Origin of the sequence: Nitrosopumilus sp. K4, from assembly GCF_018128925.1 — an archaeon.
Taxonomy (GTDB): Archaea; Thermoproteota; Nitrososphaeria; order Nitrososphaerales; family Nitrosopumilaceae; genus HKST03.
In genome coordinates, this window is record NZ_CP067007.1 from 996,214 (window position 1) to 1,021,981 (window position 25,768).

29 protein-coding genes and 1 tRNA gene are annotated in these 25,768 nt (G+C 35.0%); 10 read left to right on the plus strand and 20 right to left on the minus strand.

Annotation, left to right across the window (positions count from 1 at the left end):
- Positions 1-48: 48 nt before the first annotated feature.
- From NsoK4_RS06010 to NsoK4_RS06030, 5 genes are all read right to left on the minus strand, one after another.
- Positions 49-1,650 carry a hypothetical protein gene (locus NsoK4_RS06010; protein ID WP_211686123.1) on the minus strand — a complete coding sequence of 534 codons (1,602 nt, stop codon included), beginning with the start codon at positions 1,648-1,650 and terminating at the stop codon, positions 49-51.
- 139 nt (positions 1,651-1,789) lie between these two features.
- Positions 1,790-3,349 (minus strand): 6-bladed beta-propeller, encoded by a 1,560-nt coding sequence (locus NsoK4_RS06015; protein WP_249111009.1) that lies wholly within the window; start codon positions 3,347-3,349, stop codon positions 1,790-1,792.
- Between the two features lie 71 nt (positions 3,350-3,420).
- A complete protein-coding gene (locus tag NsoK4_RS06020; protein WP_211686125.1) occupies positions 3,421-4,206 on the minus strand; it encodes an ABC transporter permease in 786 nt (261 codons plus the stop codon).
- Positions 4,203-5,204 (minus strand): ATP-binding cassette domain-containing protein, encoded by a 1,002-nt coding sequence (locus tag NsoK4_RS06025; protein WP_249111192.1) that lies wholly within the window; start codon positions 5,202-5,204, stop codon positions 4,203-4,205. Before NsoK4_RS06025 ends, NsoK4_RS06020 begins: the two co-directional genes overlap by 4 nt.
- A 219-nt stretch (positions 5,205-5,423) precedes the next feature.
- Complete coding sequence (locus NsoK4_RS06030; RefSeq protein ID WP_211686129.1) at positions 5,424-5,876, minus strand: hypothetical protein; 453 nt, start codon at positions 5,874-5,876, stop codon at positions 5,424-5,426.
- A gap of 68 nt (positions 5,877-5,944) precedes the next feature.
- Between NsoK4_RS06030 and NsoK4_RS06035 the strand changes: the two genes are divergently transcribed.
- A complete protein-coding gene (locus NsoK4_RS06035) occupies positions 5,945-6,286 on the plus strand; it encodes a nitroreductase/quinone reductase family protein (protein ID WP_249111011.1) in 342 nt (113 codons plus the stop codon).
- Here the strand turns inward: NsoK4_RS06035 and NsoK4_RS06040 are convergent.
- Positions 6,270-6,914 carry a hypothetical protein gene (locus tag NsoK4_RS06040; protein WP_211686131.1) on the minus strand — a complete coding sequence of 215 codons (645 nt, stop codon included), beginning with the start codon at positions 6,912-6,914 and terminating at the stop codon, positions 6,270-6,272. The genes NsoK4_RS06035 and NsoK4_RS06040 overlap by 17 nt on opposite strands.
- Positions 6,915-6,996: 82 nt before the next feature.
- Here NsoK4_RS06040 and NsoK4_RS06045 point away from each other — a divergent pair, with 82 nt between their 5' ends.
- Positions 6,997-7,473 carry a hypothetical protein gene (locus NsoK4_RS06045; protein ID WP_211686134.1) on the plus strand — a complete coding sequence of 159 codons (477 nt, stop codon included), beginning with the start codon at positions 6,997-6,999 and terminating at the stop codon, positions 7,471-7,473.
- 1 nt (position 7,474) lies between these two features.
- Here NsoK4_RS06045 and NsoK4_RS06050 read toward each other — a convergent pair whose 3' ends face one another.
- Positions 7,475-7,834 (minus strand): lipopolysaccharide assembly protein LapB, encoded by a 360-nt coding sequence (locus NsoK4_RS06050; RefSeq protein WP_211686136.1) that lies wholly within the window; start codon positions 7,832-7,834, stop codon positions 7,475-7,477.
- Positions 7,835-7,883: 49 nt separating this feature from the next.
- Positions 7,884-9,347, minus strand: a complete 1,464-nt coding sequence (locus tag NsoK4_RS06055; RefSeq protein ID WP_211688967.1) for a peptidase — start codon at positions 9,345-9,347, stop codon at positions 7,884-7,886.
- A 95-nt stretch (positions 9,348-9,442) separates the two neighbouring features.
- Here NsoK4_RS06055 and NsoK4_RS06060 point away from each other — a divergent pair, with 95 nt between their 5' ends.
- Complete coding sequence (locus NsoK4_RS06060) at positions 9,443-9,613, plus strand: hypothetical protein (protein ID WP_211686138.1); 171 nt, start codon at positions 9,443-9,445, stop codon at positions 9,611-9,613.
- A 32-nt stretch (positions 9,614-9,645) separates the two neighbouring features.
- Here the strand turns inward: NsoK4_RS06060 and NsoK4_RS10135 are convergent, their stop codons facing one another.
- Entirely contained in the window at positions 9,646-9,780 is a 135-nt protein-coding gene (locus NsoK4_RS10135; protein WP_256438670.1) for a hypothetical protein, read from the minus strand.
- Positions 9,781-9,833: 53 nt separating this feature from the next.
- The gene (locus NsoK4_RS06065) at positions 9,834-10,718 is read right to left on the minus strand and encodes a hypothetical protein (protein WP_211686140.1); all 885 of its coding nucleotides are present in this window, start codon (positions 10,716-10,718) and stop codon (positions 9,834-9,836) included.
- 112 nt (positions 10,719-10,830) lie between these two features.
- Here NsoK4_RS06065 and NsoK4_RS06070 point away from each other — a divergent pair.
- Positions 10,831-10,905 (plus strand) — tRNA-Glu (locus tag NsoK4_RS06070).
- Positions 10,906-11,017: 112 nt separating this feature from the next.
- Here the strand turns inward: NsoK4_RS06070 and NsoK4_RS06075 are convergent.
- Complete coding sequence (locus NsoK4_RS06075) at positions 11,018-11,899, minus strand: nucleotidyltransferase domain-containing protein (protein WP_249111012.1); 882 nt, start codon at positions 11,897-11,899, stop codon at positions 11,018-11,020.
- 395 nt (positions 11,900-12,294) lie between these two features.
- Between NsoK4_RS06075 and NsoK4_RS06080 the strand changes: the two genes are divergently transcribed.
- The 3 genes from NsoK4_RS06080 (at position 12,295) to NsoK4_RS06090 (ending at position 13,959) form a co-directional block, all read left to right on the plus strand.
- Positions 12,295-12,444, plus strand: a complete 150-nt coding sequence (locus NsoK4_RS06080) for a hypothetical protein (protein WP_211686142.1) — start codon at positions 12,295-12,297, stop codon at positions 12,442-12,444.
- Positions 12,445-13,245: 801 nt separating this feature from the next.
- Positions 13,246-13,416: a hypothetical protein gene (locus tag NsoK4_RS06085; protein WP_211689069.1), complete on the plus strand. Its 171-nt coding sequence runs from the start codon at positions 13,246-13,248 to the stop codon at positions 13,414-13,416.
- Positions 13,417-13,473: 57 nt separating this feature from the next.
- Positions 13,474-13,959, plus strand: a complete 486-nt coding sequence (locus NsoK4_RS06090; protein WP_211686144.1) for a YqaA family protein — start codon at positions 13,474-13,476, stop codon at positions 13,957-13,959.
- Between the two features lie 447 nt (positions 13,960-14,406).
- Here the strand turns inward: NsoK4_RS06090 and NsoK4_RS06095 are convergent, their stop codons facing one another.
- Positions 14,407-14,685 (minus strand): hypothetical protein, encoded by a 279-nt coding sequence (locus NsoK4_RS06095; protein WP_249111013.1) that lies wholly within the window; start codon positions 14,683-14,685, stop codon positions 14,407-14,409.
- Positions 14,686-14,735: 50 nt separating this feature from the next.
- On the opposite strand from NsoK4_RS06095, the gene NsoK4_RS06100 reads away from it, so the two are divergent.
- On the plus strand, positions 14,736-15,122 hold the full coding sequence (locus tag NsoK4_RS06100; RefSeq protein ID WP_211686146.1) for a DUF6659 family protein: 387 nt from the start codon (positions 14,736-14,738) through the stop codon (positions 15,120-15,122).
- A 2-nt stretch (positions 15,123-15,124) separates the two neighbouring features.
- On the opposite strand, the gene NsoK4_RS06105 is transcribed toward NsoK4_RS06100, so the two are convergent.
- From NsoK4_RS06105 to NsoK4_RS06115, 3 genes are read right to left on the minus strand one after another with little or no spacing between them, the layout of a single operon-like run.
- Positions 15,125-15,859: a plastocyanin gene (locus tag NsoK4_RS06105; protein WP_211686148.1), complete on the minus strand. Its 735-nt coding sequence runs from the start codon at positions 15,857-15,859 to the stop codon at positions 15,125-15,127.
- Positions 15,860-15,879: 20 nt separating this feature from the next.
- Positions 15,880-16,485: a PEFG-CTERM sorting domain-containing protein gene (locus NsoK4_RS06110; RefSeq protein WP_249111014.1), complete on the minus strand. Its 606-nt coding sequence runs from the start codon at positions 16,483-16,485 to the stop codon at positions 15,880-15,882.
- 46 nt (positions 16,486-16,531) lie between these two features.
- Entirely contained in the window at positions 16,532-16,714 is a 183-nt protein-coding gene (locus tag NsoK4_RS06115; RefSeq protein WP_249111015.1) for a hypothetical protein, read from the minus strand.
- A gap of 139 nt (positions 16,715-16,853) precedes the next feature.
- On the opposite strand from NsoK4_RS06115, the gene NsoK4_RS06120 reads away from it, so the two are divergent.
- Positions 16,854-17,645, plus strand: coding sequence for an adenylate/guanylate cyclase domain-containing protein (locus NsoK4_RS06120; RefSeq protein WP_211686150.1), 792 nt, complete (start codon positions 16,854-16,856; stop codon positions 17,643-17,645).
- Between the two features lie 626 nt (positions 17,646-18,271).
- On the opposite strand, the gene NsoK4_RS10035 is transcribed toward NsoK4_RS06120, so the two are convergent.
- The 5 genes from NsoK4_RS10035 to NsoK4_RS06145 all read right to left on the minus strand — a co-directional run bounded on the left by NsoK4_RS10035 (position 18,272) and on the right by NsoK4_RS06145 (position 23,661).
- Positions 18,272-20,029, minus strand: coding sequence for a hypothetical protein (locus NsoK4_RS10035; RefSeq protein ID WP_249111016.1), 1,758 nt, complete (start codon positions 20,027-20,029; stop codon positions 18,272-18,274).
- A 423-nt stretch (positions 20,030-20,452) separates the two neighbouring features.
- Positions 20,453-22,036, minus strand: a complete 1,584-nt coding sequence (locus NsoK4_RS06130) for a thrombospondin type 3 repeat-containing protein (RefSeq protein ID WP_211686152.1) — start codon at positions 22,034-22,036, stop codon at positions 20,453-20,455.
- Positions 22,037-22,090: 54 nt separating this feature from the next.
- On the minus strand, positions 22,091-22,237 hold the full coding sequence (locus NsoK4_RS06135) for a hypothetical protein (RefSeq protein WP_211689071.1): 147 nt from the start codon (positions 22,235-22,237) through the stop codon (positions 22,091-22,093).
- A 161-nt stretch (positions 22,238-22,398) separates the two neighbouring features.
- Entirely contained in the window at positions 22,399-23,235 is an 837-nt protein-coding gene (locus NsoK4_RS06140; RefSeq protein WP_249111017.1) for a hypothetical protein, read from the minus strand.
- A 249-nt stretch (positions 23,236-23,484) separates the two neighbouring features.
- On the minus strand, positions 23,485-23,661 hold the full coding sequence (locus NsoK4_RS06145) for a DUF1059 domain-containing protein (RefSeq protein ID WP_211686154.1): 177 nt from the start codon (positions 23,659-23,661) through the stop codon (positions 23,485-23,487).
- A 326-nt stretch (positions 23,662-23,987) separates the two neighbouring features.
- Between NsoK4_RS06145 and NsoK4_RS06150 the strand changes: the two genes are divergently transcribed.
- Entirely contained in the window at positions 23,988-25,751 is a 1,764-nt protein-coding gene (locus tag NsoK4_RS06150) for an ATP-binding protein (protein WP_211686156.1), read from the plus strand.
- Positions 25,752-25,768: the final 17 nt, after the last annotated feature.

A 25,768-nucleotide genomic window follows, 5' to 3' on the forward strand; every position in this document is an offset into this window, starting at 1 on the left:
ATCGATCAAAAACATACTTCAAATTAAAAAATAAAAAAGAAAAAGAATCTACTCTACGTAGAAACCAGTTCTCCAATCATGTGTTTGTCTAAGTTCTGAACTACTAGTTGTTTTTGCTTTTTGAAATTCAAACATTGCATCATATGCTGGGTTGTTTGCATGATATCCCTGACATTCGAAATCAAGAATTGTTTCTAGTGCAAACTTGTTTTTGGTATAACTTTCTTCATTGTTTGGATCTGTTTGAATAGAGTAATCAGTGGCCCTACAGCTAGAATAATTAAATCCACGAATTACTTCACCATTTGAAACAATATCAACGTCAATCTCAACAAGATCCCTCATTTGACTTCCAGCAACACTTTGGATTTTTCGGTTATTATCCAAGTAATGATAAAGCATCGGATAATCACCAACAATTCCTCTAAATTCAATTGTTGGGATAGATGGTTTATCAGTAACAGTTGAATCTCCTGAATCGACCGTGGCAGTAAGAACCTCACTTTGTTTGAACATTGAGAATTCAATGGTTTCAGTTCCATCTGCAAAAGTAAATGTTGTAAAAACATCTAATCCCTGATCAGTGTTTTGCAATGGTTCGATATACTCATTTGATAGTTGAGGTGTTTTCCATGAAGGAGCATCGCCAAGCAGTGCGTTATAGTTATTGTTAATTGGTTTAATTCCTGAGCAGGCAATTCCAACAGTATTGACTAGTACAAATCCACTCTTTCCAGTAAATCCTTCTTCTTTGTCAGTTTTTGTATGGATTTGAGCGTCACTAACAATACAGTCTCTAAAATTAAATCCCCTTAAAGTTTCAGCACCATTTGTAAACTCAACTACCGCGTCAAAGTCTTCATTTGAGGCATAAGTAGTTCCAGAAATTGCTCTGGAGTTTTCAATTGCTCTGTAAAGTAACGGATAGTATTCCAAAATACCTTCCACTTCAAACTCTGCAACTACATTTTCAGATGATTCCTCATATGCTGAAACTAAGTTAAAAACAGGAAACTCAATTTTTTCGGTGCCAATGTCATGGTTAAACGTTACAGTTGTTTTCATGTCATTTGCAAATTTGAATCCAGATTCACCATAGTCAGTATATTTCTCAGATGGCATTGCAAATTCATTGTTTGAATTTACACCACTGCACACAAAGTCTATTTTATCTACAACAGCGAATCCAACTTCTTTGAAATAACTTTCATAGTCATTTGAATCCAAAGTTTCAACTTGATAGTTATCTACTCTACAATTGTTATAATCTAGAGATAGTATAGATTTGCCATCTTTAACAAAATCAGCATCTACATCAAAATATTTGAAGTGAAAATCAAATGCGTTATTTGACAACCTATACTTGTATGCCTCATCCATTGCTTTATGCAACATTGGAGATTTTGTAACAGTGCCTTCTACAGAAAAGGATGCACCAGAATTATCAACAAAGTTTTCACCCATGTTAAAGACAGGAAATGTGTATGTTTCCACACCATCTCTGAAAGTAAAAGTCAGAACAGGGGCAATATCTCCAACCATAGTGTATTTGTTTTCTTCAGCAAATGCATTAGGTTGTGCAAAAGATACAAGAACAATTGTTGCAATGATACCAAACAATGCAGTGTTTTGTATGTTTTTCATAGTCATTAAAATAAAAATCAGAACTCCTCATTATAAGATAAATCCTAATTCTATCAGGTTGTAATATAGTAATAGATAATTCAGTTGTTACTATATAGAAGAACAAAAGTTTAGAATGATTGTTTAGAATGATTGTTTAGAATGATTACTCGCAGTTGATTGTCAGCTCATCTTCTGAAAAGTAGCAATGATCGTTTCCATCACCACCATCTCCAACGTTTTGGCCATCATTTCCATTTAGTACATCATGTCCAGAAAAGCCTTTGAGGATGTCATTTCCATCACCACCATTTAGTGTGTCATTTCCTTCATGGCCATACAAAATATCATCGCCATTTCCGCCAAAGATACAGTCATCTCCCAATCCACCACTTACAAGATCATTTCCATCAAGTGCAAATATCAGATCATCAAGATCTGTCCCTTGAATAACATCGTCTTCTGAAGTACCATGGATTTTGTTGTATTCAGAATAGAATTTCCCGCATGCATTTACTGTAATGGTCTGGTATGCATGTGCTGAATTTCCAGCATTATCAAAGGCTATCCACATAATGGTAGTCACGCCCAATGGTAACCCATCAGGCGCATTATTCAAAATGGTCTTGATTCCACTCTCATCAGTTGCCACAGGCTCGCCAAAGTCAACATATGTCAATATCCCTTCAGCGTCAACTGTCATGTTTGGTGGAGCAGTAATGTCTGGTTTCTCTTTATCTTCCAGATTGACTACTGGTTCTTCAATCACTTCAACTTCAACAATCTCAGGTTCAACATAAAACTCGGTTTCAAATAGTTTGACATGATGTTGTGCTGAGTCAATCACAAACAATTCACCATTTATTCCCAGTGCCAAGTCATTTGGCATTGCAAACACATCAGAGTAAGGGCCATTCTGAGCAAAAATATCAAGATACATCGACTCTTGATCCAAGTGCAATATTCTATCAGTTGCAGAATTTATCACAAAAATTTCATTGTTTGAATCAAGAACAATTCCTTCTGGGGAAAAGACATAGTTTGCACCATAGTACTGTAGAGATTTTATGTGATTTCCATCTGAATCAAACTTTTCAATTTTTCCATTGCCTCTATCACTGACATAGATATTTCCCTCATCATCCACATCAATTCCTAGTGCAGTAAGAAACTGACCTTCACCTATACCACTAGAACCAAACGAGGAGACAAACTCACCATCAGTTGTAAATTTTTGAATTCTTTGATTACCCGTATCAACCACATATACAAAATTATTTGAAACAACTATTCCGTTTGGAAAAAGAAATTGCCCTTCATAGATTCCTTTAGTACCCCATTCTGAAACAAAGTTTCCATCATGATCAAATTTCTGTATTCTATTCAAGTCACGGTCTGCGACAAATACAGAGTTTTCATCTACTGCTATTCCTGAAGGGTAATGAAATTCTCCTGGAAGTTTTCCGCTATTGCCCCACATAGTTTGAAACTCACCAGTGCTTGAAAATTTCTGGACACGTTTGTTTCCCAAATCAGTGACATAGACATTTCCCTGAGAATCAACTGCCAGGTATTGAGGATGTGAAAACTGTCCTTCTTGGACAATTCCAAAAGAACCCCATGAAGTTAGAAAATCATAATCGCCCAAAGCATAGGAGTTTTGAGACATTCCTACTGCTAACAACACTACAGAAAATGTGAAAATAACAAAGGCAGTTTTTTGCAACGGTTCCTTGTTTCATAGTTTCACAAAGTCCTCCAAAGTTAGCAAATGTTGCAGTTTTTGTCAAAAAAATGTTAAAAAGGCTTGTTTACTTCACGCGTAAAGACATAGCTTGCAAGTCCAACCATTACAAGAACAAATACGCAGATCACTGCAATGCTCAAAAGAGAAGATATGCCACCTTCGGTAACCCCAGTCATCATTCCCCTTACAAGCAAAACAGTGTAGGTTACAGGATTTAGTTTTGCAATAGACGCAAGCCAGTCAGGAAGCAACTCCAATGGGAACAGGGCAGGGCTTAACATGAAAAGTGGCATTCCAAGAAAATTAATGATTCCCCAGAATGTCTCTTGGGACTTGGCAGTAGCTGCAACCATAACAGAGATTCCAGAAAATCCCAATGAAAACAAAATTACAATTGCCATAATAGGTGCAATCATTATCGGGTTGGGAAATGTAACACCAATTGCAAGTGCAATTCCCAAAATTAGACTAGCCTGAAGTGCAGCAATTAATGAAATTGCAAGCATCTTTCCCAACGCAATAGATGAGCGGGATATTGGCGATGTTAGCGCTTTGTTCATAAAACCATAACGCCTATCCCACAAAGTATTGACGCCACCAAAAATGCTTGTAAATATTGCAGTCAGTATTATGACACCAGGTGCCATAAATTCAATGTATTGTCCTTCAAACCCAACTGCCTGTATCAAGGGTTGAGTTCCTGCAAAAGTATTTCCAATTACAATAATCCATATTGCAGGTTGAATCAATCTTATCAAAACACCGCTACGTGATTTTTTGTATCGTTTTAGCTCTCGCCAAAAAATAGTATATGTATCAGAAATCAAAGTGTTCATGCTCGCAACCTCTTCATCTTTGCGTGTTCACGTCTTCTGTTAAATCCCGAATCATCATCTCGAATTTCATGTCCAGTGTACGAGATAAAGACATCATCAAGTGTAGGTTGTGTTAAAGAAATAGAATTTACTTTTACATTAAGAGAAGAAGATATCTCAAAAATCTTGGGAATAACCTCTGTTCCCTTTGATGCAAACAAGACAAGCTTGTCATGGTCCTTGTTAATTTTATTAATGGTTTCAATTTTTTCAATCTCTGAAAGAAACAGATCTCCAGATTCATTTGCATCAACAGACAAAGTAATTACTTCGTTTCCCATTGCGCTTTTCATGTTTTGTGGAGAATCAATCACCTGAATTCTCCCATAGTCAATGATACCGATTCTATCACACAATTGATCAGCTTCTTCCATATAGTGAGTTGTTAGAAATATTGTCATCTCAAATTCAGTGTGGATTTTTTTGATATATTCCCAAATTTTACGCCTGGTTTGAATATCCAATCCAACTGTAGGCTCATCTAAGAACAAAACCTTTGGATGGTGTAACAATCCACCTGCAATATCTAGTCTTTTTCTCATCCCTCCAGAGTACGTCACAACAGGATCGTTTTGTTTGTCTGTCAGTTCAATGAGTTCAAGCACATCATCAATTCTTCTGTTGATTTGATCTTTCGGAATGTGATTCAGTCTTGCTTGCAAGATAAGATTTTCCCTTCCCGTAAGATATTCATCAACTGCAGTTTCCTGTTGTACATAGCCTATACTTTGGCGAACTTGTTTTGCTTGAGTTACAACGTCATATCCAGATACAAGAGCTTGTCCAGAAGTGGGTTTGAGTAAAGTGGTAAGTATCATCATAGTAGTACTTTTTCCAGCGCCATTTGGTCCCAAAAATCCAAAGATCTCCCCGCTCTCTACTGAAAAAGAAATGTCATCAACTGCAGTAACTGTTCCAAAAGATTTCAAAAGGGATTTGACATCTATAGAATTCAACACTTTGATCGCTTTACTCAATTATAAATTGCTAAGCGTTTGGCAGCAAAAACCTCAAAAAAAAATTTAAAGTGTAAAACCAGAATTTTCGTATGAAAGGACTTTGTCAGAAATGTCATTCATCAAATGTAGAAATTACAGTCCAAGACGGCATTCCAGTCTGTAATCAATGTAGCAAAAAAGACTAGAAACATACTAAAATGAAAAATAAATTGAAAAAAACTATTCTAGTTTTTTGTATTCTTCTTTAGTCATGCCAAGAATTACTTTTTCTCCAATTCCCCAAATTTCAGATTTTGAGAGAATTTTAGAATGCATCAATCCATCACTGATCTCAATTGACTCTAGTTCATTTGTGTCAGGGTTTCTATGGATACGTTTTACCTTGCCAATTTTGTGTCGGTCAATATCAACTACTGGAATTCCAGTTCTTACAGGAGGTCTGCTAAGAAGCAGGGTTTCTTCAGTAAATTTGTCAATATAGTCCTCAGCAAGGAAATAGTCTTTGTTAAATCCCTGATGGATCGTAACACCTGAAACAAGAAGTGTCTCTTGGTTTATGTGAATGTGTTTTACCTTACCATATTCGATTCCTTCCCGGTCAATTACTTTTTTTCCAGTAAAAGAATCAGCAGTGGTAATGTTTGTAGGCATTCCTTCTAGTTTTACGGACATGGTGCGTTATTGACAGATTTGCTTATCATACCAAATATCAGAATTTTCTAGCAATGGGGTTAAATTACTTGACAGCAACAAGACTGAGCATGACAATTGATGAGGATTTATTCAGACCCATCCTCACAACAAAGGGTAGAAAAACGGGAAATCCCCATTCAGTTATGCTTCGGGCAGTAAAGTACAATGAAAAAATCTATTTTTCAAGACACAGACCAGATGGGGATTGGTTCAAAAACGCAGTTGCAAATCCAGAAGTCATTATAGAGTACAAAGGCACAAAACACATTGGAAATGCAAAGGAAGTCAAAGATGAAGAGTTGTCAAAGAAAATTTCAGAATTAAAATACCCAGGTGAACAAAGAGCCAAAGAAAAAAGAGTCACAATTGAAGTTACATTAGATGAATGATTGTTGTAAGACCTCGTTTATCAAATTCTGCACCGTTTTCAGTTTCAACAACGGTTATGGTAAATGAAATCACGTCACGTTGCTTGGCGTTTTCAGCATGCAGTTTTAGATTGATATCCATCAAATCAAATTCCCCTGTTGGAAGATTTGTTTCATCAAGATAAGCCCCACATGTAGATTCTACCCTAAATCGGTCATCTTTAAAATGAAAACCAAGTTTTGTCTTTCTGTTTTCCCTACCATTTGCTTTTACATTTATTTCAATTATTCCAGGTTTTGCTTTTGTGTAGCTAGACAGCCCATTAACAAACACGCCAATTGGAAATGGTTTTCCAGCAGTCGATTCAGCCATCTTCTGGATTCCATCATTCATCACTACATCAACTGCTTGGATTGATTGAGCTACTTTTGCAATCCATTCATTTGTTCTTTCTATTGTAGCTTGAATTCCTGCACGGCGTTTTTTGTCTTCGTCTTCAGGGAGTTTGTAGTAATCAACCCATGCTTCATAATCATGAGAAATATCTTCGATAAAGTCCATACAAGTTCGTTTGTAGTCATCTACGTTGTCTGTTCTTTCAGATGCATCATCAGTTCTAAGACCATCATAATCCATTGGAAGTGCCATTATGAGCCATTAGAGGTTACATCTAAAAAACCAATCCTGTTACAAAATTAATGAATATAATAGGAATGGGCACAGTACAGTCATGATATTTTCTGAATTAATAGGAGATTTACAAAAAGAACTCAAAGCAAATTTGGCTCAGATCGTGTATCTGCTAAAGAAAAACCCTGCAATGGGATACACAAGAATCGTAGAGATCGGAAAAGAGGTTGGAAAAAAATACAACATCAAACTTGTAGTAAACTTTCCCAAAGAGGGAAGAATTGAAGAATATGACATGTATGGAAAACGAGACCTCAGTCTGATCATAGATTATGAGAGAAAAAAATTTCCAATGGATAGAAACATCATCAAGGAAAAAGCATATGAGATTTTAGGAGATGTCAAAACAGAAGATGCATACATGTATGAAAATAAAGAGGGAGTCAGGGTTTTTGATGAAGGATGGAAGATCGACATCTTGCCACATTCATTGCACATTTGGACAGTGTTTGATGAAAAAGTAACAAAGTTTTGTGATTGGTTAATGGATGAGGTCTATTTAGTAAAACGGAAATAATTTAGGCGTTTTCTAGCTTTTCAAGCAATCCATGGGCCTCATAATTTTCAGGTTCTAATTCCAAAATTTTCTTGCAGCATTTTATTGCATCTTCTTTTTGCTGTACTTGAAGATGAGCATTTGTTTTTAGGACCAAGGTCTCAACATCATTTTTGTCAAGTTCAAGTACCCGCTCAAAATACGGAATTGCCTTTTTTCCATCTTCCAAGATATAATAGATGCTACCCATGATAAACATGAAATCATGGTCATCAGTAAATTTTGATTCTAGGCTTTTGCCATATTCTAGAGCTTCAACATACTCACCTTCTTTGATGAGTTTCTTGAGTTTCCTTTTTGGATAAGTAAACAAGCCTACCATATCAAATCAACTGAGTGTTTAATGAAAGATAACAATTTGAATGTACATACTAAGAAGAAATCTTCATGATTCCTTCTTTGATCAAGAACTGAATTCCCTGAACAAAGGAGTTATCATCAATTGCACCTTCTGCCCACCAACCTGCATTATTCTTAATCCATGCAGGAATTTCATTAGAGCCAGAACCTGCGCCTTGTGTCGTAGGTGGAATCTTCATGATTCCTTCTTTGATCAAGAACTGAATTCCTTGGACAAAGGAGTTATCATCAATTGCACCTTCTGCCCACCAACCTGCATTATTCTTAATCCATGCAGGAATGTTTTGAGCAGGAGGGGTAATTACAGGAGGGATTGTCGTACTTCCCTCACCAGCAAAAATGGGCACTTCGATAATCAGATAGTCATCAGGTGTTGATGGAACGACTCCCTCAGGTGCCAAGCCATAGACCCATACAACATATCTTGCAGTTCCTGGTTCTGCATCTACAACCATATCAATCAAAGATTGCCCAGATGGGGAATAGAGGAATTGTCTGCCTTCATCTTGTGCAATTGATCTTAATGGTTTTAGGTTTTCATCTACACGCAAAAAGTCATACTGTACTTGATTCAAAAATTCTGTATCGTCATATATGCTGATGAATTTGATGAGCCATTGCATTGAGCATCCTTGTTGTGGATTTTCAGGACCATAAAATGCATGTATTTGATAAGAAAAGTTTTTGGTATGTTTTTTGATGCTTTGTGTTTTCTCATAGTTCACAGGACATCCCATAGCTGCTGCCTTGTCAGCAGTTGAAACAATTCCTTCAAATGGACTTGATGAAACATTTTCTTTGTACTCTAATAATTCAAATTTGTATTCAGGTGGAGGAATTCCTTCAGACACATGCGTTAATGTTGAGGCTTTAATTGGGAATGGGAAATCATCTACGAGCCAAACTTTACTTGAATATCCACCAGTCTTCCATGTAATTAGCACGGTATCCCACGTTCCGGATTTTATAGTAATTGTTTCAAGTGCTGTCGGAATAACCTGTTCACCGCCAATGTTTCCAATCTTTCCCCAAGATTTTGCAGTCCATTTTTTTGGACCTTCACCGCCTTCAGCTCCATATGATGTTGCAAAAGCAGAAAGCCATGCAATTGAGGATTTGAATGCACCTCGATAGACACCAAGTTCGGTAGAGCCACCTGTTGGTTCTGGTGCAACTTTACCTAATTCAATTTCACCGTGAACTACTTTGTTACCATCATAGACAACTACTTCTGCAACCCATTTATCTTCAGTTCCAACTTGTCTGTCGCCTTTAATCCAAAAATCCATCTCAAATGTTGCGCATTCTTTGTAATCAACATGACACATAGAATATCGGAAAAAATCACCTTGTTTAAGGCCCTCACCTGCATACCAAGATCCTTCTTTGTCAACTCCACCTGCTTGGAATTGAGCAGATGCTAATGGCATAGAAAACGATCCGAAGATCAAAACTGCAATTAATGGAATGGCCATAGATGCTGCCTTCAATTTAAAAAAAATGAACGCAACGGATAGTTAAAGGTTATTCAAATAAGCAAATATAGAGGAAAATTAGAGAAATTTCAGACATGTGCGAATGTTCCAAAGTTCACTTGTATGAAGTGGAATTCAAGTTAGACGGAATGGTTGTAGTCCCAACGCACAAAAACTGCGGTTTTGCATTAGATGAAAAACAAGCAGACAAATTTCAAAAAGAACTAGTAAAGTCTTGGGGACTCGAAGAGGAAGAAGACGAATAAAATTAAAAAAGAAAAGAAAAAGTTGTTTTTCTTTAATGTTCTGCGTTTTTGCAAACATCTAGTTTACAATCACAAGTAGCGTCACAGTAACATTCTCCTTGCATAGCACAGTCACATTCAGTGCCGTTTTCGGCTTGTGCTGCGCATCCACATGCTGCGTCGGACATACCATAGCAAGGAATTAACTTATTTTAAAAGGTTAGTACAGGGTTTTGGAAAATTACGCTTGAAAAACATTTTCAAGAATTTGGCGACATGCTTTTTGGGTATTTCCTGAATGTTGTCGTATTAATTCAGAATCAACCTCCAAATCAAATGCGATCTTTAAGATATGAATAAGTTCGGGTTGCTTTTCAACATGGTTTTTTAACCGAACAAAATTTGTCTTGTTGATGTATCCTAAGTAAAAGTAGCAATCAGACATCATAGAGTTATTTACAAAAAAGTCATGTTTTTGTTGGATTTCCTCAAAATGGTTATTTTTTTCAATTTGTTCTGAAAACCCTATTGTAGACTTTAGCATTCTTTCCAACAATACAGGTGTTGCACGCTCAATTCCTATTGCCTCATTTACAACAGAAATTTCTTTGTTGATAGAGTTTTTTTCAAACTTTCTCATCAAATCAAGCATGTGAGATGGTGAAGGCTTTTTCTTATTCAAAGCGCATATTGCATCAGCCAGGTAGTAAGATGCACATTTTTGCCAACAAGACGCAAAAACATGTGACGAGTCCAGACCATCAGTTGTTTTCTTGCAACAAAAAAGAGATTCAATTAGGCAATTTTTTGCAAAATCTTTGAAAAGCGCATCTCTTTTCTCTTGAATTTTTGACAAGAACATACGCAATTCCCAAGAATCATCTTGAAGTATTTTCATTTGATCATATTGAACTAAAATCTCAGATTTTGTCTCTTTTAGTGAACTATGATGTATGTGAACAAGTTTATCATCAAAAGTTACAATTTTGTCAGATTCTGTTTTGTCATCAAAAACAGATATGTCATAATCGCATAAATCAAAACTAGTGTCAGTTACTCGGCAACCGCCCAAACCAACTGGAAAGTCTGCCAATCCCTCTTGCAGGATAACTTTTTTCCAGTCCATGAAAATAACGTAGTTTGAATTTTGTATAAAGGATCTAACTTACTAATTTTTACCAATCGATGTATTGACAAAACATTTCCTTTAAATTGAGATTGAAATTGTTTTTCAACAAGCTCCCATAGTGTAGTCCGGTTAAGCATACAGCCCTCTCAAGGCTGTGACTCGGGTTCAAATCCCGATGGGAGCATTACACATCTGGTTTAAATCCCCAAGCAAAACGCTCAAAGATTCTTGGAACATTGCTTAGTATTCATAGAATGTTAAACAAAAGTTGAGAGTCATGTTGATTATACATACTCTTACCGTTGGAATAGTTTTCTTAAAGTTACAGCATATAATCCATAAACAAATTTTGTGCTCTTTAACATATACCCAAAAACAAATCCTTTCTTCATTTTTATGTCATCTTTAGTTTTCTTGTATTCCAATGATTGGATTAGATGATCCGAATCAATTTCAGATTTGCCAAAAATAGAGCAGATTTCCTTTACCTCTTGTTTTGTAGTGGACAACGGCTTGTCTAATGCAAAAAGTACATCATCACATGCCCAAAAATTTGCCTTTACTGCATGAGAGAATGCAGACTTTGGACTGTATGGAAATATTACAAAACTCATCATCAATAACAACATTGCATTAAATGACGCCTTTATCTTCTCAATTGTTGGAACCGATTTTGGAATTTCTTTTCTGATATCTTTACCATACAAAATGACTCCGGTGTTTTTGATTCTCTGCAAGAATAATCCAATAGATGCAATAGTTCTTGTTCCAATCTCTACTTTGAGATCTTTTGTAATCTTGAATTTTTTCAAGTCTAGTTGGTCTTGAGCCACCACATAAAATGGCTGACCAAACATCATCTTGTTTTCAGTCTTGAAAATTAGATTCAATGCGGGGTTATCAGTTTTTTTGTAGGATGTGCAAGTATCAGACAGTTTCAAATCATATTTTGCATCAAGAGAAAGTAAAAGACTAGTCAGATAGTCTTCAATTTCTCGGCATAGTTTTCTGTTCTTGATTATCACAATACAGTCAATGTCTGATTTTCCGCGTATCCATTCCCCAGTGGTAGCAGAGCCAAATAGTACAAAGGAGATAATTTCACCAGGGTATTTCTTGACTAGTTCTAATACAAAGTCTTTCATGAATTGCTTTAGCATTTTGTTTTGAATTGGCAAGTAAAATCAAGATATTTCCATGAAATGCATTCATAAACTCTTCCAATGTTTATGATGAAAACATTAACAACTAAATTATCACATACAATTCAAAAACTAAAATCAAATTAGATCATGACTCTAAATGGCATAATTTGTAAAAATCTAATTTTCTTTATAAACAAAAGTGCTGAGTCTTGAACCAATTTGACAAAACCCGATGGAAGCATACACTTTAGGGGGATATACACGGTGCAAAAACCACAAATTTTTCTGGGGGAAACATCGATGTTTTTGAGAAAGTTTTGATTCATGAGAAAACCCATACAGAAAATGTAACAGGAGCAACATCATAATGATCGCATTGGAATCTAGAAGTTTATGCACCTTAAGTACGATGAACTGCACATTACAACATGATTACAAAAGAAGAGAAAATAGAAATATTTGAAAATACAATTTCAAGTCTTAGAAGAAAATCCATTTCTGATAAAGAACTGATAAATGTACGTGAGTTAATACTTGATAGACAAGCTGAAAAGTTTAGAAGACTGCCTTTAGATTAGTTAATTTTACAATAATCTAATTGAAGAATGGTCACAAATGCAAGTCATTTGTGACTGCATCATTGTTCTTTCCACCAATGATGTTTCTTTTGTATGTTGTGGTGAAGGAATCGATGAAAAATGCTCTTAAGATAATCATACGCACTTAATTTCATTTCGTGTCTTCCTTTTTCCACACATTGCATGCAGGGCATCGATTTACTTTCGTATCTAAAATCTGTTTTGAAAATACATTGCCACAATTTTCACATGTCCTTAAATCATTTAATGTGACCATTATGTTGTCACCCCAATCAGATTATGTTTATTTGTCAAATGCGTTTTTTCATGAATCAAAACTGCCGCAAAAGTGTCCATCCACCCTTCCCAATGAAACTTGCAGTTTTTGCAATTATACTTCAGAATTTTTCTTCTCCTTGATTTCTTTGAGGGTGTTTACGTAGTTTGATGTCTCTTTTTGTTTTCCTTTCAGTTTTAAAATTAGTCTTTTTAACATGATTAAATAGGGCTTATCTGCCTAATAAAGACAGAAATTTTCACAATGTTCCAACCAGTGCGTAGCTGAGTAGTTAATTCAGTCCTTCTTTACAGATATGCAAACTCACACCACTACGACGTTTTACCATACGTCAATTTTGCCTATATTGTTTCTGTAAATGAGGGGTTAATTAGGATGAAAGCGTCAATAACATCATGCGCACTACTGTTTCTTGGGGAGAAAAGACATGTTCAGATTGCAAGAGAATGAACTGTCAGAATGGTTGTAACTGTGACTGTCACTGGGATCGGTATAGGTAAGTTTTGGCATACAATACAATGACTCAGGACACTTGTCCGCATGATGCAAAAGTAAAGATGGCCGGATATGCTGGCATGTATGAGTGTACCAGATGTCACAAGTTTATCCGTACTGGTACTTCAAAAGATAAAGAAAACACAAACAATGAACTTCATCAACGTTTGACACAATAATGTAGAAACAGAAATCATCATGAGAAAAGTAAAGTAACATCTGTGGACTAGAACAATATGGAAATTCATACACAAATCCAAAATATTTTTTCTAACGATGTTTTTCAGGATTATGGAATAATCGGATTATTTCTAAATTCTTTTTTGTCTTCTACTGCAATACCATTACCAACTGAAATTTTAACTTCAGCCTTACTTCTGGGCGGAGAAAGCCAAATTCTAGTTGGCATTGCGTTAATTTTAGGATCATCTATTGGAGGGGTGTTAAATTACTTTATTGGATTTGGTGGAAAAATATTGTTTGTAAAAGTCAAAAACAAAGATGAAAAAAAGACAGAACATAAAAACAAAGACAGCAAGATGCTGGATAAATTCGGGTGGGGAGCAGTGTTTTTTTCGTCTTGGATTCCAATTATCGGAGATTTTATTTTGATTTCTGCAGGAGTGAAGAAAATGAACCTTGCCAAGTTTGTTATTTTTATGATCACAGGAAAAACCTTCAAAACTATTGTAGTGGTAGCAGGATTGGGACTTGTATTTTAAAAAAATGTTTTAAACCATATTGTCTATTTATCATTTCATCATATCATTGAATGACTGTTTGGCAATATTACAAACACGTGTTTTTCGTATTTGTAGTTCAGTTCATTGTCATACCAGATACCATTTACAAGTGTCATTTAGATGAAACACCAAAATGTATTTTGATGAAATTGAGATATTTTTTCATGGTTGTTGACTAGTCTCGATATCTTTTTTTAACTCATTGTATGATTCTAGATACTCCTTTTTCATCAAATTCTCGGGTTTTGTTTTATTATTCTTGTTTGTCTGATGTATTTTCTTATTCTTTATTTTTGTCATATTATAGAATACACATACATAGGATATATTCTAGATCATGTCTTCATATAGATCAGTTTTATGTTGTTCCTTCAAAGGATTCCATTGTCATCATAACGAGGTTAGTAGAGTAGACTTGTTTCTTGATCACTTTGCAATAATTTTGTAATTGCAAAGCAAATCAACAAAAAGATTTAGATCCTTTTTATGATCTTTTTCTGCCTCGTTGAATTCTTTGAGTAAATCTTTGTATTCATAATCAGAATGTGATTCCATTGATTCTAGTTTTACCTCATTTTCTAAAACTCTTTTGAGTATTTGTTTGATCTTGTTTTGTCCATATTCTATTATGGAGTCAATTTTTTCTTGTTGCACATATTCAGATGCATCATTTGAATTATCACGTTTGTTGGTATTTGTATCCATGTATTACTAGGTCTTATCTAGTATATATCCAAGAAGAACTAGGTAATGTGATGTCAAAATTCAAGTTTGAAAATATGCCATATTGGGAATCTACAAGCAAGTACATTCTGAGTTTTCCAGAAATCAGATTTGTGGGAATCATAGACAATATGGGTAATCTTGTTGCAGGAGATTACAAAAAAGGAGTAGTGCCAATTGCAAAAATAGACCAATACAAGATCTGTATGGAGCATGCGTTAGAACTATTCATGAAAAATGATCTTGATGACTCCTTGGGACCATTGGATTACATAATTTCAAAAAGAAAAAACATAAAGATAATCACAATTCCCGTGAGCAATTATCTTGTGTTGATTTCTGCTGAATCTAATGTAAAGGTAGAACCCATAATTGATGAGATAATTCAATCTTTGAAAGATATGCCTGAAAGAACATAGATTTATTCATCATGCATTAAAATTTTTTCAATTATTTCAATTTCTATATGATCTAAATGTGTTGAGTAAATCCTTGTTTCATAATTTCGACAAGAATTTGGCAAAAAGTCTTTGTCAGTTACCACAAGAATTGTCTCCACATCTGATTTTACCAACACTTTGATTTTATCCAAAAGCACATCACCTGCACAAATATCAAATTGTACCATGTATGTTTCAGTGCCAAGTTGTTCTGTTGAACGAATTTCAGTGTAAGGATCTACTGGAACTCTAGAAGGAGATGCAAGATTTTGTGTGTGTATTTCAATGAATTTTTCGTAAACTCTTTCTTCCCTATCTTCTCCCCTATAGTTCCAAACCTTGTCATTGTATAGTTCCACACAGTCATAAAGATAATTTATGTAGGAATACTGTTCTTGGAATTGGTAATAATCTAGAGAAGTGTATGAAGAATACAAAATATTGCATTGAGCAATTCTTGGATCATTAAATGATTCATCAGATGTTAAGATCACAGGATCTGCAACGACTTTGTCTTTTATTTTATCTATTGTAATTATGTTGTTCTCAATTAGGAATTTTATAGCATTAAGAAATTCTTGTTCAGATACATTACCCTCTCCAAACCACAGGGCAGTGTTTTTTATCCAAGACGGAACGGATTCTGCCGAAGAATATGAACTGAAACTCCCTATCAACAATGCCATAATCGGAATTAAAACAAGAACTGTTTTCAAGTTAGACATGTTTTTCCTTTTTAACTAGGAATAAGTGGTTTAAACACAGAGTTCTTTTTTGCACTGATAATTATTATGCTCAAAATCGATATTGCCAAAACAATACTGGCAATCGCTCCAAATTCTGGAACCACATTAATCTCAATAGATTCTCCATTAGATGATGCAAAGGAATCATCTCCAATTCCATGTAATGTAATATCGATACTCACATTATCATTACTTGGCAATGCTTGAGTAAGGTGGTCGCCAATGCCAATTTGTTGATTTACCATAGTTTTGTCCAAAATGACTTGTCCGTTTTGAGATGCCATAATGTCATAATTTACATCAGTTAACTCTTGACCATTTTTATCAGTAAATCTTACATTAATTGTCATATGTTCACGTTCTACGGGTTCTGTTGCTGTAACAAATATCCAGACAGAGCCATCGTCAGAAACTGTCTGTGTTGTTATCATAGAACCAAGATGATTTGCACCAAGACTCAATTCAGCTTTTGGAATGACTAATTCTTCTGCAAATATATCAAAATTTGTAATTGAAAATACTGTAACAAGCAATACAGAAATGCATAAAATTTTTTGTATTGTATTCAGATTGAAAATACAAACTAAATTATTCAAAATAATCACTATGTTATATACGTCTATGTTACTATTAAGGAGTCTGTTAGTAGCGTGATTTTCGTACTGTTGCTGATTTCTTCTGTGATCTAGGCGTTCTTGTTTTTGCCTTTGCTTTGTTAACTTTACCTTCTTTCTTGATGGATTTTCCACTTCTTCTATCTGCTCTTGAACCATCGGTTCTTAATTTCTGCTCTTTTTTCTGTTCTTCTACATCTTCTTGAGTCATCTTTCCTCTTACCATATGTATAGATGCATTCTATCATAGATAAACAAACTCATTAATTTCATATTTCAGCATTAATTTCTTTTACAAAAACAAAACAGGTAGATTATGGCGTATATACTAGTCACACACTATAAAATTAATGAGTTCTAAACCAAGCAAAGAACAAAATCCAAACATAATAGACATGCTTTTGAGCAAGAGTTCAGAAAATACGGTTGATTCTGCCATATTGTTAGAAAATGTGCAGACCAGAGTCAATAATGCATTAGAAAAAGGATATGAGTATGTACGAGTTATTGACTCATCTGAAAAATTTCTAAGAAAAAACGTATTTGGGCAAATTAACATGGCAGTACTTTATGTGGATATTGTGGGCTCTACAAAAATGAGTATGACATTGCCATCAGACAAACTATCGTTAATACTAAGCTCATTTTCCCAGGAAATGTCATATGTGATCGAACAGTTTCATGGATATGTCCTAAAATTTGTCGGTGATGCAGTTATAGGATATTTTGTAGAAAACGAGACAACCCAAATACCGGCAGCATACAACGCAGTTGCTTGTGCAGAATCCATGATAAAGGTTGTAAAACAAGGAATCAACCCAATATTAATTGAAAAAGCGGGTCTTTCAGAGATTAGCGTAAAAATCGGCATTGATTTTGGGAAGAATTCAGTAGTAAGATATGGTGCCGATGAACAAAAGGCATACGTGGATTTACTCGGACCTACAATGAATGTGGCATCAAAGATTCAAAATTTGGCAAAACCAAACCAGATCATAGTGGGCCAAGACATATACAATAAACTAGATCCATACATGCAAGACTTTTTCTTAGACATGACAGATGAATTGGATTATCCTTTACAGCATCATTCAGACGAGAATGAGAAGATTTACCGCGTTTACAGATACAAGTATCAGTGAAGTAGGATAATTCATTTTCGATCAAATATCTCAAAATAATGTAGTGGTGAACTTATCTTATAAAACCCGATGCGGTATTGCAAACTGAGATAGTTAGAGGAGAAGATTTTGCACTCAGTAATTGATTGGAATAACGGTGTCTTGGAAAATTTTAGAGCATGTACAAAAACAACTAAAAATTAGATATCACAGTAAATTTAGCAATACCACATCAAAAGTGGCGTGACGTCAACAGTTAAAGAGTTTCTGATAGTTCTTAATATAATGCGCTTACCTGTTAAAAGATATGAAATATTGTCACGACTGTTTAACTCCCATTAGTAAAAATTCAAATGAAGAATATTGTGCCATATGTAAGCGAGATAGAGCATTAAAGAAAGTCACATAGCACATCATTAGATTTTGCACCAATTTCCATGGTTTCTTACAAATTGTGAGATACAATGTAATGTAGATACAACGTATAACCGTCAATTATTGGAGAGGTAATTTTTTCAACCCCCTTGTGATTTTTCCCATGTTACAAAACGCTCCATTTAATCTGCAAGATTGCATAAGGTGAAGTGCGTTTAACTAAACAAATAGATCACTTTAAGGACACCATACTCCAGCAGTGAAAAATAAAACTAATTGATTTTGATTATCCCTTCTTTTACCATGAACTGAATTCCTTGGACAAAAGAGTTATCATCAATGGAACCATCTGCCCACCATTTTGCGTTGTTCTTAATCCATGCAGGAATTTCATTAGAGCCAGAACCTGCACCTTGTGTCGTAGGCGGAATCTTCATGATTCCTTCTTTGATCAAGAACTGCAATCCCTGGACAAAGGAGTTATCATCAATGGAACCATCTGCCCACCATTTTGCGTTGTTTCTGATCCAATCAGGGATGTTTTTTGATTTTTTGCTCTGTTCAACTTTTTTCTCATGAGATTCTGATATGGGTGTTCCAAACACATCATCATCTAATCCTGAAGATGTCATTGCGGTATTCCATTTTTGGTCAGACAGAACACTTTTGACAAAGTTATCACGGTTGCCAGACACCATTTGATTGTCAGTTAAAACAAATGTTTTTTCTGACTGTGTATTTTGTACCTCCATCAGTCCCTCTTTTACCATTGCCTCAAAACTACCTGTATCAGGATCATGTGAAACTATTACTTCAGAGCCTCTGATCCAACAAATCCCGACTCCTCCCTTTATGCTAAACATAGAATTTTGCCCCCAGCCCTTGGCAAATGCCCTAATCTTTCCACGTATGATATCAATTACTCCTTGTTGTTCTGGTTCCCCATCTGTTAATTGTGTGATGTAATCTTCTACAACAAATTGTGTGTTTGGAGATATGTTGATAGTTGTAGGTCCTGCTCCATTACCCGAGTACACATAAGGAGAAAAGGATTCTTTATCATGCTGTATTCTTTGAGAAAGGTGATCATCAAATTCTACTCTTGCTCTGCTTTTGTCCACAGTCAGAATTTCAGAGCCTTCATGAAACAATAACCCTTTGACAGCAGGTTTCCAGTAATTGCAGCCAAGTGGCTTTACATACACTTCGCCAAAAACCCCAACAAACTGACCAACAGGTTTTGCTTGTTCCATATCGATGCATGTGCCCTCAGCATCTAATGCAATATCCGCCCTAGTATCAAATTCTTCTTCTGGTATTTCTTCAAAATCATCAATCCTTGTGTTTAGGATTTTTTTTGAAACTTCATGCAGTTTGTCAATATTCACGCCAGGGGGTGAAAGATAGGCATCATTGGGTTGCGGTCTTGCACCTTCGTTGTATTCTGTTGTCAAGTAAACATCAATGCTTGAAATCATCAAAACATTGTTGGTTTTTTCAGTGATTGCAGACTGTTTTTTGCCAATCAGAGTATAGTCTAGTTTTCCAAAATCATCGTCAATCCATCTAGGTTCTGCAAAATATTTTTTAAGATTATTGTGGTCTATAACTTTTTTAAGATATTCTTGATCTTTTCCACCATAAAGAACACCTGAAATTGGAATCCCCTTTTCTAGTTCTGAAAACACATAGCTTGCCAAGGAGTCATCCTTGTAAATGAGGAAAGTGATCAGTTGATCTGCATATGCAATTCCAATTTCAGTTTCAAATGCATGGTGTGATTTGCATGCAATCATTAACAATTGTATTTCATTTGGATGCAACCATGAAAACCCAGAAGGATTATCCCAAATTGATCCTCGTGTCCCATATCCATCTTCAAACTCCCAATTCTGCCCATCAAGTGAATAATTGCATTCAGAGGATTTAAAATCCATCCATCTGTCTTTCCATTCCTGAGCATATACTACAGGAGGAAGTAACAAACCAACAAAAGCAAAGAGTAAAACTAGAATAAAAAACGGATTCATTATTTTAGATTTTTGAAAAATATTACTTAATGACTGTGATAATTCTCAATTATGAAATTAGAATAATTGTAGAAAGATAATTTCACTGGATTTCAGAAAGTCAGACGTAAAGTCGTTGCGTATACCCCAGTATCACACATTTGGTTTATGATCCTAAGCAATCCCATTAAGTCTAAAACAAAAATGGAAGGAGACAACTAGCGGCAAAACCAGTCAAGACTTTATTTTAGCCCATTAGAAGCGAGAATACACAGAAACACAACGACCATTTTGAGGATAAAAATACACAATAGAAATCAGATTTGTCAGGACTTTGACATTAGCACATAGTCGAATTTTAGAGGTAAAACTAAGCTAAATACAAATTTTGCAATATCCGTCATGGAAAATATCTTCGATAAGATTCTCGATTTTATTACTTCATTATTGGGCTAGAGGAGTAATCAAAACCAGTCCTTGTTCATTTGGAACAAATTTTATCATTACAATATCTTCTCCCAACACATTATTTTTTGCATCCAACTGACTAGGGCTCTGACCATTGACCATAACTGCCATTTTTGATCCTACAAGATCATTTGGAATGTACAATATCACATACTGAGGTCTGTCAACAGTAAATGAAATCAGCTCAATCTCAGGAACAAATTGAAAGTCAGAAACAAGTGCAGGACTTCTAATGTCAATTGTTTTAGAAATGCCCTCAATGAATTGGGGTTGGAATTTTTCTCTGACATCTTCTGTAAGAGGAGATGATTCGTATCTTTCAGAATCCTGGATCTCCAACCTCAACCCTTCAACACAATAGTTTCTTGCATCTTCATCTTCAATCAGAGTACACAGTTCTTTTCCTTTTTCAAAATCATGGTTTGCAAAAAATGCCAGTGTCGTTCCCGTAGACATGTTGCATTCTACATAATCATTTCCCCTCAATTGATTCTCATCACAGATATTAGAAATTACATTTTCAGATATTCCATCTCTTGTGAGTACATTGTCAGTGTATTGCATCATGACACCTTTTACACACAAGATGTTCTGGTAAAAAGACAGATCATGACAGGATTCCAGTGACGAATCAAGATCATCTCCAAAATAATGAACAAAGCCATGTCCCAAACCATGCACGCAGTCTTGATAGTTTGAAGAGCCTATCAAATCATTGCATATTGTTTGATATGAATCTGGAAAGGACTTTCCCAATTCCTCAATATTATGGAAATAGGAGGACAGGACACCATGAAAATATCCGCCTCTGCACATCGTGCCATCCATTCCATGCAGACTTTTCGTCACATCCTTAGTCTCTTCGTATGATGCATGACCAATCTCATGAGACACAAAATGACAGTCATCTATTGTGCCAATTTTGGATAATGCAATAGACAATTCCAATGCGTCAGAATTGCTATTTTCATTCTTTGTTATGGTTCCAAAAAATTCCGAATAGCAAACAAGACGTAATGTGCCGTCATTCATTTCAGCGCAGGTTTCTATATCCTTGAGATATTTTATAGCTAAATGCTCCGAAGTGGGTAATGGAGACGTATCATCTGAATCTAAAATGCCGTCATTATCATCATCAGTATCTTTGGAGGAGCCCACTCCATCAAAATCAAAGTCTGCCCATTCGAAAGGATCCGTGTCAAACTGGTCAAGAGAATCAGTCACACCGTCATTATCATCATCAGTGTCCTTGTTGTCGCCAATAGAATCAGAATCAGAATCAGCCCAGTCAGTAGGATCCGTGTCAAACTGGTCAAGAGAATCAGTCACACCGTCATTATCATCATCAGTATCACATTCATCACCTATCTTATCAAAATCAAAGTCAGCTTGATCCCTGTTTGCATTTGACGGGCAGTTATCAAGATAATCATTCACGCCATCATCATCTGAATCTGCAAATATTGCAATCTCTGACCAAGACATCAAAGAGATTCCAAGCGTCACTCCTAGCAGAACAAGTAAAATCTTGATTTTTTTATCAATCACAAACGTAGTCATAAATCAAATCAAGAATAATGTTTCAGGTATTTTAACTCGGTGGATGAATCATCATTAGCACATCAAACCTTTTTCTAGAACTGAGCACACAACCTCAGAAAACGAAACAGTACGAGATTCTTTGTGAATTGTTTCTGCTTGAATTTTTCTTAGTTTTTCAATAGTTTTCTCATCAATACTTATTGTAATGCGTTTTTTCAACAGTGCACCAAAATTTATCTAAAATATAAGAATTGGCAGGTGATTAAATTCATAAAAAAATTAGCACATCAAAGGAACACACATTACATATCAGACAAATTTGAAAATTACCAGATAGAATGTTGTTGGATTTTTTGTTCCAATCAAAAAATGAAAAAAAATTATTTGAGATTCTGAATTTGTTTGACTATTCCATTCATCTCAAATAGGATTTTTTTCTGCTCTATGATGTTTCTAGACTCCAAGAATTGTTTTTGCAGTTCAGAAAGTGAGTCTTTGAGATTAGTTATTAGAGCAGGCTTTGGTTCAATTACAGTTCTTGTTATAGGAACAGATTGTCCTGAATCAGTTTTCACCTTTGATATTTTTGCAGCACACCCATAGCATGGTGATTCAATATCATTTTCAAATCTGGGCAATTTTCCGTTGACATCAAAGTGTGATTGAATGTCTTTTTGTGCAAGATTATGCTTTATGTTAAGTTCCCGTACAATATTTTGCATTTCAACTTTTGGCATCTTTGCAAACTTGACATATTGTTTCATGGCATCAGAAAATGTCCCTCCCTGTGCAATAACAGAATCCCGTGCATCTCTTGCGATGATTATTTTTGCTTGTATGTAATCAAACTGATCCCAAAATATTTCATGATTGGTTGCGTTAAGATTTGAAACATATTTTGCAAATGCATTTCTGGGAGTAAACTCTTCATAGGTTTTTTCCATTATCTGTATTTCCTGTCGTAGTGATTCTTGTGCAGTTATTCGTTGTTGATCAATGAGTTTTTGTTGTACTTTACGCTTGTTTTCAATCTCTTTTTCTTGTAAGAATTGTTTTTTTGATAATTCTATTTTTGCAAGAATGTCTTGTGCAACAGGATTGTTTTGTATTTCATCACCATTGATTTGCTTAAAATCTGGCTGTGCAAAGGCGTTAGTGCTAAAAACAGACATCACAATCACAGAAGCAATAATTGTGGCATGCAATAATTTTGTCATTGTACACGAATATGAAAAAATGCTTAAGAGGAATACGTAGAAATCATCAGATTAAATCATACTGATTGTTTTAATACAAGCATAAAATATTTTGAAAAATCAGAGTTGCAAAAATATTCTAACTAGAAGACATCTGGATTCAAGTCCAATTACACATCTTGATCAAAAACAAGTTCATATAACAAATTTCATTTTAGACGCAAGACATCAAACTAGTAGGTTTTAGGAATATCTATCTACTTGTATGAGTCAGACTTCTTGTATTTTTGATTTTACTTTTTGTATGACTTCATCAGGAATGTCTGTCATGTTATGCTCATTTTTAGCGTGTTCTGATATTTTTTTAAATAATCCACTTTCATCGTCTGCAGTAGCGGACCATCCACAACCTTCTACGACGTCACCACAAGCAAATTTTTTTGCCATACTAGTTCAACAGTTACAAAGTAATTATGTATTACGAGTCAACCAGTCCTCAAAAGGGTCTTAATGTTTTAGTTCAAAGCCCTTCAATTTCAGATTTTATTGGTTTTGATAGTATCTGAGGTAATTGATGTTTTGTTTGATTTCAATTACATAACCAATCATTCATTAGAACATTTTGGAACCTTTCTTCACATTTCTGCAATGGCGGGAATTGCACTATTCTTCGGGGGCAGGTTTGTTCATGCACAAAAAACTAGGACAAAATTTTACAATTGAAATGAACAAGTTCAGACAGTTCTTTTATATCATAAATTTTTTCCCAAAGTATGAAAATAGGAATTAAATTAATAATATTATTTTTAATTGTTGCACTTATTCCAATTTTGACCCTTAGCGTAATTCACTACCAAAATACAGAAAAACAAATTATAGACCAGACATTTCAAAGACTTAACACTTCAGCAATTCTCATAGAATCTCAAATTCAATCAGAAATAGAAAATCACCTTCTTGCATTAGATATGTTTTCAACTAGAGTTTTGTTAAGAACGTCTCTAGAATCGCATAACAATTTTGAAAATCAGAAAGATGCAGACATCATGAATCTCATCATAGATGATGCATTATTACCAAATAGCAATCTAGATGCAATATACATTACAAACAACGAAAACAAGATTGTGTCCTCAACAGAAAGAGCAGTAATTGGAAAAAATCTTATCGATGTAACATTATCAGAGGAGTCCATAGACTCGAAAAAAATTCATCTCATCTTAAAACACAGAGAATATCACAAAGGTCCAACTGTACACGTTCAATTGTTATCTCAGTTATTTAGCGAGTCCGGAGAAAAAATAGGAGGGGTAGTAATGGAGTTTGATGCAAGCGATGTCTTGCTAGGAAATAAAAACACAGGGCTAGGCAAAACAGGAGAATATGTCCTTGCAAAAAAAGATAGAAATGGAGATGCCCTATTCATAACGCCGCTACGATTTGAACCAGATGCAGCATTAAAGAAAACAATGTCCAAAGACAGAACAGACATGCCAATAGTACAAGCATTGTTAAAAAATGAACAGACTTTTGACAATGCGATAGATTATCGTGAAAAACCAGTCTTTGCCATTACAAGGTATTTTGAAGATGTGGATTGGGGGCTTGTTGTAAAAATTGATCGTGATGAAGCACTCTTACCAATAGAGAATCTAAGAAACATAACATATTTTGCCATAGCAATCACCGTAATTTTTGCCATTATTGCATCAGTCTTATTTTCAAAACCCATATCAGATTCAATACTTAGAATTCGAAATGCTGCAAGAAGTATTTCAAAAGGTAATTTCTCTGAAGAACTACCCAGCACAGGTAGTGACGAAATAAAGGATCTCTCAAAAGACATCAACGAAATGGCAAAAGAATTAGACAATCAAAGAAAGTCTTTGATAAAATCTGAAAGAATGTCTGCAATAGGACAAACAGCAGCTAGAATTGCCCACGATATTAAAAATCCATTAACTGCACTTAATTTGTCAATAGAATTATTCATGAAAAAGCACAAGGATGAATTCGATGAGAAAGATCAAAAACAGCTTAAAATCATAACACAGTCTCTATTCAGAATCAATAGGCAAGTTAATGATGTGTTAGATTTTGTTAGAAATAAACCACTAACAGTAACTGAAAACAAATTAAATGATTTAATTAAAAATTCAGTAAACATAATTCAAAAACCAGAGGGAATCACAATTGACATTCCCAGAAATGATTTTACAATAAAATGCGATTCCGTGAAAATGGAATCAGTATTTATGAATCTGCTAACAAATGCGATTCAGTCAATAGGAAACAAGGGCAAAATAACCATAAACTCTTTTGAAAAGAACAACAACATAGTTTTAGAATTTATTGACTCAGGTCCCGGAATTCCTGAAGATATAATGCCTCATATTTTTGATCCACTGTTCACTACAAAATTTGAGGGTACAGGATTAGGCCTTGTATCATGCAAGAACATAATTGAACAGCATAAGGGCACAATTTCTATAAAAAATAACCCCACTACAGTTACAATTCAAATCCCCAAATCATAAACCAACCATTTCAGATT

What these genes read in the sequence shown, in the direction of transcription:
- NsoK4_RS06100 (WP_211686146.1), top strand. Translation starts at nt 14,736, where the DNA reads ATGTCAAAATTCAAGTTTGAAAATATGCCATATTGGGAATCTACAAGC.
- NsoK4_RS06060 (WP_211686138.1), top strand. Translation starts at nt 9,443, where the DNA reads ATGTGCGAATGTTCCAAAGTTCACTTGTATGAAGTGGAATTCAAGTTA.
- NsoK4_RS06150 (WP_211686156.1), top strand. Translation starts at nt 23,988, where the DNA reads ATGAAAATAGGAATTAAATTAATAATATTATTTTTAATTGTTGCACTT.
- NsoK4_RS06050 (WP_211686136.1), bottom strand. Translation starts at nt 7,834, where the DNA reads ATGGTAGGCTTGTTTACTTATCCAAAAAGGAAACTCAAGAAACTCATC.
- NsoK4_RS06095 (WP_249111013.1), bottom strand. Translation starts at nt 14,685, where the DNA reads ATGGATACAAATACCAACAAACGTGATAATTCAAATGATGCATCTGAA.
- NsoK4_RS06145 (WP_211686154.1), bottom strand. Translation starts at nt 23,661, where the DNA reads ATGGCAAAAAAATTTGCTTGTGGTGACGTCGTAGAAGGTTGTGGATGG.
- NsoK4_RS06020 (WP_211686125.1), bottom strand. Translation starts at nt 4,206, where the DNA reads ATGAACACTTTGATTTCTGATACATATACTATTTTTTGGCGAGAGCTA.
- NsoK4_RS06045 (WP_211686134.1), top strand. Translation starts at nt 6,997, where the DNA reads ATGATATTTTCTGAATTAATAGGAGATTTACAAAAAGAACTCAAAGCA.
- NsoK4_RS06040 (WP_211686131.1), bottom strand. Translation starts at nt 6,914, where the DNA reads ATGGCACTTCCAATGGATTATGATGGTCTTAGAACTGATGATGCATCT.
- NsoK4_RS06115 (WP_249111015.1), bottom strand. Translation starts at nt 16,714, where the DNA reads ATGACTCAAGAAGATGTAGAAGAACAGAAAAAAGAGCAGAAATTAAGA.
- NsoK4_RS06055 (WP_211688967.1), bottom strand. Translation starts at nt 9,347, where the DNA reads ATGGCCATTCCATTAATTGCAGTTTTGATCTTCGGATCGTTTTCTATG.
- NsoK4_RS10135 (WP_256438670.1), bottom strand. Translation starts at nt 9,780, where the DNA reads ATGTCCGACGCAGCATGTGGATGCGCAGCACAAGCCGAAAACGGCACT.
- NsoK4_RS06140 (WP_249111017.1), bottom strand. Translation starts at nt 23,235, where the DNA reads ATGACAAAATTATTGCATGCCACAATTATTGCTTCTGTGATTGTGATG.
- NsoK4_RS06130 (WP_211686152.1), bottom strand. Translation starts at nt 22,036, where the DNA reads ATGACTACGTTTGTGATTGATAAAAAAATCAAGATTTTACTTGTTCTG.
- NsoK4_RS06030 (WP_211686129.1), bottom strand. Translation starts at nt 5,876, where the DNA reads ATGTCCGTAAAACTAGAAGGAATGCCTACAAACATTACCACTGCTGAT.
- NsoK4_RS10035 (WP_249111016.1), bottom strand. Translation starts at nt 20,029, where the DNA reads ATGAATCCGTTTTTTATTCTAGTTTTACTCTTTGCTTTTGTTGGTTTG.
- NsoK4_RS06010 (WP_211686123.1), bottom strand. Translation starts at nt 1,650, where the DNA reads ATGACTATGAAAAACATACAAAACACTGCATTGTTTGGTATCATTGCA.
- NsoK4_RS06090 (WP_211686144.1), top strand. Translation starts at nt 13,474, where the DNA reads ATGGAAATTCATACACAAATCCAAAATATTTTTTCTAACGATGTTTTT.
- NsoK4_RS06080 (WP_211686142.1), top strand. Translation starts at nt 12,295, where the DNA reads ATGATTACAAAAGAAGAGAAAATAGAAATATTTGAAAATACAATTTCA.
- NsoK4_RS06120 (WP_211686150.1), top strand. Translation starts at nt 16,854, where the DNA reads ATGAGTTCTAAACCAAGCAAAGAACAAAATCCAAACATAATAGACATG.
- NsoK4_RS06065 (WP_211686140.1), bottom strand. Translation starts at nt 10,718, where the DNA reads ATGGACTGGAAAAAAGTTATCCTGCAAGAGGGATTGGCAGACTTTCCA.